At 46.2% G+C, this 7,182-nt stretch carries 9 protein-coding genes; 3 read left to right on the forward strand and 6 right to left on the reverse strand.

Going from position 1 to position 7,182, the window contains the following annotated elements; genetic code table 11:
* The coding region (locus B5D50_RS19720; RefSeq protein ID WP_234975943.1) for an IS1 family transposase at window positions 1-274 on the forward strand (274 nt) is incomplete at its 5' end.
* Between the two features lie 265 nt (window positions 275-539).
* Here B5D50_RS19720 and B5D50_RS19725 read toward each other — a convergent pair.
* From B5D50_RS19725 to sufB, 6 genes are read right to left on the reverse strand one after another with little or no spacing between them, the layout of a single operon-like run.
* A complete protein-coding gene (locus tag B5D50_RS19725; protein ID WP_078924358.1) occupies window positions 540-956 on the reverse strand; it encodes a SufE family protein in 417 nt (138 codons plus the stop codon).
* A gap of 11 nt (window positions 957-967) precedes the next feature.
* The gene (locus B5D50_RS19730) at window positions 968-1,291 is read right to left on the reverse strand and encodes a HesB/IscA family protein (protein WP_078924359.1); all 324 of its coding nucleotides are present in this window, start codon (window positions 1,289-1,291) and stop codon (window positions 968-970) included.
* A gap of 9 nt (window positions 1,292-1,300) precedes the next feature.
* A complete protein-coding gene (locus tag B5D50_RS19735) occupies window positions 1,301-1,675 on the reverse strand; it encodes a DUF59 domain-containing protein (RefSeq protein ID WP_078924361.1) in 375 nt (124 codons plus the stop codon).
* A 9-nt stretch (window positions 1,676-1,684) separates the two neighbouring features.
* Complete coding sequence (gene sufD, locus B5D50_RS19740) at window positions 1,685-2,971, reverse strand: Fe-S cluster assembly protein SufD (RefSeq protein WP_078924362.1); 1,287 nt, start codon at window positions 2,969-2,971, stop codon at window positions 1,685-1,687.
* Window positions 2,968-3,720, reverse strand: a complete 753-nt coding sequence (sufC, locus tag B5D50_RS19745; protein ID WP_078924363.1) for a Fe-S cluster assembly ATPase SufC — start codon at window positions 3,718-3,720, stop codon at window positions 2,968-2,970. Before sufC ends, sufD begins: the two co-directional genes overlap by 4 nt.
* Before the next feature lie 13 nt (window positions 3,721-3,733).
* Entirely contained in the window at window positions 3,734-5,182 is a 1,449-nt protein-coding gene (sufB, locus tag B5D50_RS19750; RefSeq protein WP_078924364.1) for a Fe-S cluster assembly protein SufB, read from the reverse strand.
* Window positions 5,183-5,383: 201 nt separating this feature from the next.
* Here sufB and B5D50_RS19755 point away from each other — a divergent pair, with 201 nt between their 5' ends.
* Together B5D50_RS19755 and B5D50_RS19760 are read left to right on the forward strand one after the other, a co-directional pair.
* Window positions 5,384-6,595: a CaiB/BaiF CoA transferase family protein gene (locus B5D50_RS19755; protein ID WP_078924365.1), complete on the forward strand. Its 1,212-nt coding sequence runs from the start codon at window positions 5,384-5,386 to the stop codon at window positions 6,593-6,595.
* A 303-nt stretch (window positions 6,596-6,898) separates the two neighbouring features.
* On the forward strand, window positions 6,899-7,182 hold a 284-nt coding region (locus B5D50_RS19760), incomplete at its 3' end, for a helix-turn-helix domain-containing protein (RefSeq protein WP_143594439.1).

Consider the following 7,182-nt stretch of genomic DNA (forward strand, 5'->3'; position numbering starts at 1 on the left):
GTGCTTGAAGCAACTGCTTGGCTTATTAGAGCGATTCACCTTTCGCTTGTATTGCACCGATGATTGGGGGGCTTATGAACGGTTACTGCCAGAGGATCAACATCTCATCACTAAACGTTACACTCAGAGCATTGAGCGACAGAATTTGAACTTGAGAACTCATTTAAAGCGCTTAGCGCGGAAGACGATTTGTTTTTCTAGGTCGGTCGAGGTACATGATAAGGTCGTCGGTGAGTATATCGCTAGACACTCGTTCAACTGGTTAAATACATGACCAATCAGAAATCGCGGACTATGCCTAATAATTTCTTTATCTTGTTTGGCAAGATCAATCAGCGCATGTAAATCACTATTAACTTCATAGCAAAAATAAACCTTTTTTTTCCATAGCGTTGTATGGGTATGCTTGGCAAGATTGTAGTCGCCTGTTTGTAAGCGCGTAATCGAGGCTTTAGGCTGCTCATACGCTAACAGCAGATCGTATAAAAAACTGGCAGGATATACCAGAGATACGGCAACACTAAACTACAGCTTTTATCTCAAGCTTTTAGACTCTCCACCTGCCCCGTCATCACATCCACAATCGCATACACACCCACATGCCGATTAGGGCTTAAGTTCTCTGCTAGTTGCAGGCGTTCGAATAAACCATCCACATCCATCGCCAAAATAGCCGCTGGCGTTTTGCCCGAAAACAACTGGACTAATAGCGCAACCACGCCTTTAATAATCGCGGTATCACAATCGCCATTGAAGACAATTTTACTGGCATCTTGTGCATCCCAATGGGCGCGCACCCAGACTTTACTCATGCAAGCTTTCACCCGATTCGCTTCAATTTTTTCAGCTTCGGGCATTTCTGGCAGTGCTTCACCTAATTCAGTTAAATATTGATAGCGCTGTTCCCAATCATCCAAAAACTCAAAGTCGCTAGCGATTTCATCAATTTCGGTCATGCTGTCTGCTTTTATACGTTAAAGGATTCGCCACAGCCGCAGGCATCTTTTACATTCGGGTTTCTAAACTCCAAACCCTGATTTAAAGCATTGCTGCGGACATAATCAATTTCTGTCCCCTCTAAATAGGGCAAGCTCTCAGTATCCACCACTACCTTAATACCATGCTGATCATATACCTGATCATTTGCACCCAATTGATCCACATAATCAACCACATACATAAAACCCGTGCAACCGCTTTTACGTACCCCTAAACGCATACCCACCGCATTGCCACGTTTATCTAATTGCTGGCGAATATGCGCCGCCGCCTTTTCAGTCACATTAATCATTTTCAACTCCTAATACATATCCAAGGCTAACAAAGCCTCTTCGCTCATACGCTCTTTACCCCAAGGCGGATCCCAGACCAAATTCACATTCACCTCATTCACTTCGATTTTAGAACGTGCGGCTGTTTCTACTAAGCCCGGCAAACTACCTGCTACTGGGCAAGCCGGGCTAGTGAGGGTCATATCAATCTCAACATTATTATTCTCGTCGATGTCGAGGCGATAAATTAACCCCAGATCATACACATTCACCGGAATTTCTGGGTCATAGACTTGGCGAATCGCCGCAATAATCTCATCCTTCAGCCAAGCACGACGGGCCGCGTTTTCATCATCAAACTGCTCGGCTTTTTGTGCCTTATTCAAGCGCGATAATTTAAACATCTGTCCCTCCTAAAGCTTCGCAGCCACAGGCGCTAAGCGTTCTTGCAAAATACTTAAGGCTTTAGCTTCTAAGGCTGGATATTCACAATGTGCAATCAACTCCGCCGCAAAGCCTTGGCAAATCAGACTGGTTGCCTCTGCTTTTGGAATCCCACGCGCTCGTAAATAAAACAGCATTTCAGGATCAATCTGCCCGACCGTCGTGCCGTGGCTACATTGCACATCATCCGCATAAATTTCTAAACGCGGCTTGGTATCAATTTCTGCCTCCCGCGAGAGCAACAAATTATCGTTACTGAGGCGCGCATCCGTTTTTTGTGCGTCTTTTTTCACGAGAATATTGCCATCAAACACGCCTTTGCCATGACCGTATAAAATGCCTTTAAAGGTTTCACGGCTAGTACAATTCGGCACGGAATGCAGCACATCCAAATGCATAGCTTGCATTTGCTGCTCACCCGCTAAATAGAAGCCATTTAATTCACAATGGGCATGCTCACCCACAAAATCAAGATGAAACTCAGTGCGTGACCAAGCACTGCCCAAAGCCAAACTCGTTCCTTTATACACACTCGTAGCGGCTTGCTGCACATACAAATGACTTAAATGCCGCGTGCGTACACTGTCATGTTGCAAGCGCGGATGCAGTAATTGCGCACCTTCGCTTAAAAAGATTTCAGTGACCCCATTCGACATACTCAAAAGGTCAGCAAACTGCGCATGCTGCTCAATCAGATTTAAGCGCGCATTCGCCGCTACTTGCACCAGCACACGCGGATTACTCAACACTTCACTTTCAAAGCTGTAATTGAGATGAATTATTTCGACAGGCTGAGTGAGTTTTTCCGTTACCCGCAGATAAGCACCTGACCCCGTTAAAGCCGCATTCACCGCACCAAATAAATCTAAACAGGCCCCACTCAAACTCCCTAAACGCTCAATACCAATAGCCGAGTGCTGGATAGCTTGTTCTAAATCCAAAACCTCTAAACCCACTTGCGGAGGTAAAGTCGACAGCTCTGGCATAAAAAAGCCATTCAGCAACACGATACACACATGATCGGCGGGCGTAACACGCAAAGACGCAATATCTTCAGGCTCTAATAAACCCTCTTCGCGACTAGCTGCAGTAAACTGATGATCGAGTACGGGCGCTAAGGGTGTATAACGCCAAGCCTCTTGCTTGCGATTCGGCAACTCGACTAAGCTTAAGCGCTCCCTACCGATCGCTTGATAAGCATGCGTTTGCGGGGCAGCCGCCGCTAATGCTTGATAATGGTTTAAAGCAGCACTCATGCTGCAGCCTCCTCTTGCAGCCAGCCATAGCCTTTTTCTTCTAGCTCTAAAGCTAAGGACTTATCACCGGAACGAATAATCCGCCCACCACTTAAAACATGTACATAATCGGGCTGGATATAATCAAGTAAGCGCTGATAATGCGTAATCACCAACATGGAGCGCTCAGGGCTACGCAAACTATTCACGCCCATTGAGACCATACGCAAAGCATCAATATCCAAACCCGAATCAGTTTCATCTAAAATCGACAACCTAGGCTCAAGCAAAGTCATTTGGAGAATTTCATTGCGTTTCATCTCCCCGCCCGAAAACCCTGTATTCACCGCGCGCTTTAATAAACTCTCATCCATTTCCAAAGCTTTTAATTTAGTACGCACTAGTTTCATGAAATTCAGGGAGTTTAATTCAGGCTCACCCCGTGCTTTACGAATTGCATTTAACGAGGCTTGCATGAAATACGTATTATTCACCCCCGGCAATTCCACCGGATATTGAAAAGCCATGAAAATACCTTGATGAGCACGCTCTTCGGGTGACAGCTCTAACAGGTTGACCCCTTGATAGGTAACTGTGCCGCTAGTCACTTCATATTCTTCGCGCCCTGCTAGAACTTTAGACAGCGTACTTTTGCCCGAACCATTAGGTCCCATAATGGCGTGCACTTCACCCGCCCCCATCTCGAGGCTTAAACCTTTGAGAATTTCCTTGCCATTGATGCTGGCTTGTAAATCTTTAATTGATAACATGCTTGTTCCTTGATTAACCGACTGCGCCTTCTAAACTAATCGCGAGCAATTTGCGTGCTTCGACCGCAAACTCCATCGGTAGCTCATTGAATACTTCTTTACAAAAACCATTCACAATCATCGACACCGCATCTTCTTCGGATAGACCACGCTGACGACAATAGAATAATTGATCCTCACCAATCTTAGAGGTCGTGGCTTCGTGCTCTACTTTAGCGGTTGGATTCGCCACTTCAATATACGGAAAGGTATGTGCACCGCATTTATCGCCAATCAATAAGGAATCACATTGGGTATGATTGCGTCCATTTTCCGCCCCTTTATTCATCCGCACCAAGCCACGATAAGCATTCTGCCCCCGATCCGCTGAAATACCTTTAGAGACTATCGTGCTGGTCGTATTTTTGCCGATATGGAACATCTTAGTGCCAGTATCCGCCTGTTGTGCACCCCGCGTCACCGCTACTGAATAAAACTCACCAATCGAATCATCGCCTTTTAAAACACAACTTGGATATTTCCAAGTAATCGCCGAGCCTGTCTCAACTTGAGTCCAAGAAATCCGCGCACGATCACCCGCACAGACACCGCGCTTGGTCACAAAATTATAAATCCCCCCTTTGCCGTTTTCATCGCCCGGATACCAATTCTGCACGGTAGAGTATTTGATATAAGCATCTTCCAAAGCGATCAACTCAACCACAGCAGCGTGCAATTGATTTTCATCGCGTTGCGGTGCAGTGCAGCCTTCTAAATAGCTCACATAACTGCCTTTATCGGCAATAATTAAAGTCCGCTCAAATTGCCCTGTATTCCGCTCATTAATCCGAAAATACGTCGACAGCTCCATTGGACAGCGTGTATTTTCAGGGATATAAACAAAAGTGCCATCAGTGAACACGGCAGCATTGAGCGCAGCAAAATAATTATCCGTTTGTGGCACTACCGTACCTAGATACTTTTTAATTAGCTCAGGATGCTCACGCATCGCCTCAGAAATCGAGCAAAAAATCACACCGGCCTCAGCGAGTTGCTTACGGAAAGTGGTAGCAACCGAAACACTATCAAAGACTGCATCGACAGCGACACCGGCGAGTAGCTTCTGCTCTTCTAATGGAATACCAAGCTTTGCATACACCCGTAATAGCTCTGGATCAACTTCATCTAAACTTTTGGGGGCATCAGCCGCTGATTTAGGGGCAGAAAAATAAGAGATAGACTGATAGTCGATCGGAGTATACTGCAAATGCGCCCAGTCTGGCTCTTCCATTTCCAACCACTTCTGATAGGCTTGTAGCCGCCATTCGAGCATGAATTCCGGCTCATTTTTACGCGCAGAAATATAGCGAATGACCGACTCATCCAACCCCGGTGGTACAGTTTCTGATTCAATATTGGAAACGAAACCAGCCTCATAGCCTACTTGAGCTAATTCAGCTAGTTGTTGCTCAGCTGCATCCATGACTCTCACCTCTACAATAACCTAGTGATTTTGTCGGGAATATACGCGAAACTGAAGATAAATGCCAATAGGCTTGCGTTCGCTCGGGAATCTGTTTCCATGCTGGAGAAAACTAACTCTTTTAGAAACTAATCCTTCATGATGTCGACCCATCAGTTTACCATTAGGCTCAGGTAGCCATCCTTTTTGACAGGTGTTTTCATGTCTCTAAAACCACTACACGGTGTTCGCGTTCTTGATCTTTCCCGTATTTTAGCCGGACCTTGGTGCAGCCAGCAGCTTGCCGATATGGGAGCGGAGGTCATCAAAATCGAGAAGCCCAATGAAGGCGATGATACCCGTCGCTGGGGGCCGCCGTGGCTAGAGCACTCCCAAGAATCCGCCTATTATTTAAGTGCTAATCGCGGTAAGCAATCGGTCACGATTGATATGGCTCAACCCGAAGGCCAAGCCTTGTTACACGAGCTGGTTAAACAATGCGATGTTGTCCTAGAAAACTTTAAAGTCGGTGGCTTACAGAAATATCAACTCGACTACGCTAGTTTATCCGCCCTTAAACCAGATTTAATTTACTGCTCCATCACTGGCTTTGGGCAAAATGGACCTTATGCTCAGCGCGCAGGCTATGATTTTATGATTCAAGGGATGGGCGGCTTAATGAGTTTAACAGGTCGCGCTGATTCAGAACTCGGCGGTGGTCCAGTTAAAGTAGGTGTGGCTTTTGCAGATATTTTTACTGGGCTGTATGCCGCGAATGCCATTCTGGCTGCCCTATTTCAACGCCAGCAAACCGGGCGTGGCACGCAGATCGACTTAGCACTCTTAGATGTACAAGTCGGGGTTTTAGCCAATCAAGCTTTGAATTATTTAACTTCAGGCCAAGTGCCACCACGCTTAGGCAATGCGCATCCGAATATTGTTCCTTATCAAGCGTTTGCGACTCAAGATGGTCATTTGATTTTAGCCGTAGGTAATGACGCTCAGTTTCAGCGTTTCTGTGCAGTAGCCGGTTGCCCAGCCTTAGCCAGCGATGAGCGCTTTTTGACTAATGCGCTACGGGTAGATCATCGCCAAGCCTTGATCCCCTTACTCCTACCCCTATTACAACAACGGACAACGGAGCAATGGTTAGCTGCTTTAGAATCCGTGGGAGTTCCTTGTGGACCGATCAATACCCTCGATCAGGTTTTTGCTGACCCACAAGTGCAGCATCGTCAACTCGAAATCCAGCTGCCACACCCTGAAGCAGGTCAGGTGAAATTAGTGAGCAATCCGATTCGCTTTGATGATCAAGCTTTAAATGCAACCACGGCCCCACCTTTATTAGGCCAACATACTCAACAAGTATTAACCGAATATTTAGGTTTAGATGCAGCCCAGCAGGCTCAGTTAAAAATTAAAGGGGTGATCTGAGCCACCTGCAAACAGGCCACCATTCCGTTTTTACCCGATTAACACCCCAAACACTACAGCCCACAACTTAACTCCATCCTTTTCCCCAAATGGCAGCACTCGTTTACCTGAGTAAAACACAATACCCTGTAGCACCTTTTCCTGACTCTGCTCAATTCAACATGGCTAATCCTGTCAATTACGGGAGTATCTTCCTATAATTTGCAGAATTAGCAATCAGGGATATAGATGATTTCCTAATAAGTTTAAAATAATAAACTAGACCTCTTGCGAAAGTAGTCATTTTCGCCTATAAAGTTAAGAATGAACTACCTAACCCTGAAAACTCTACCCCCCTCGGCGTTCAAACGCGGAGTAGGAATCCCCCTGCCACTCTTTCACGAACTGCTTGAAGTGCTCAAAGCAGGCGAGTTGACGAAGAAGAAGTCGGGTCGCCCCAGCCCGTTAAGCCTAGAGGATCAACTATTATTGACCCTAGGTTACTGGCGAGAGTACCGCACGTTGTTCCACTTAGGTTTGAGCTATCAGGTCCATGAATCGACTGCCCAGCGCATCGTGAAGCGGGTTGAAACCCGCTTGGAAGCGTC

This window comes from Thiothrix eikelboomii (assembly GCF_900167255.1).
In the GTDB taxonomy this organism is placed as follows: Bacteria; Pseudomonadota; Gammaproteobacteria; order Thiotrichales; family Thiotrichaceae; genus Thiolinea; species Thiolinea eikelboomii.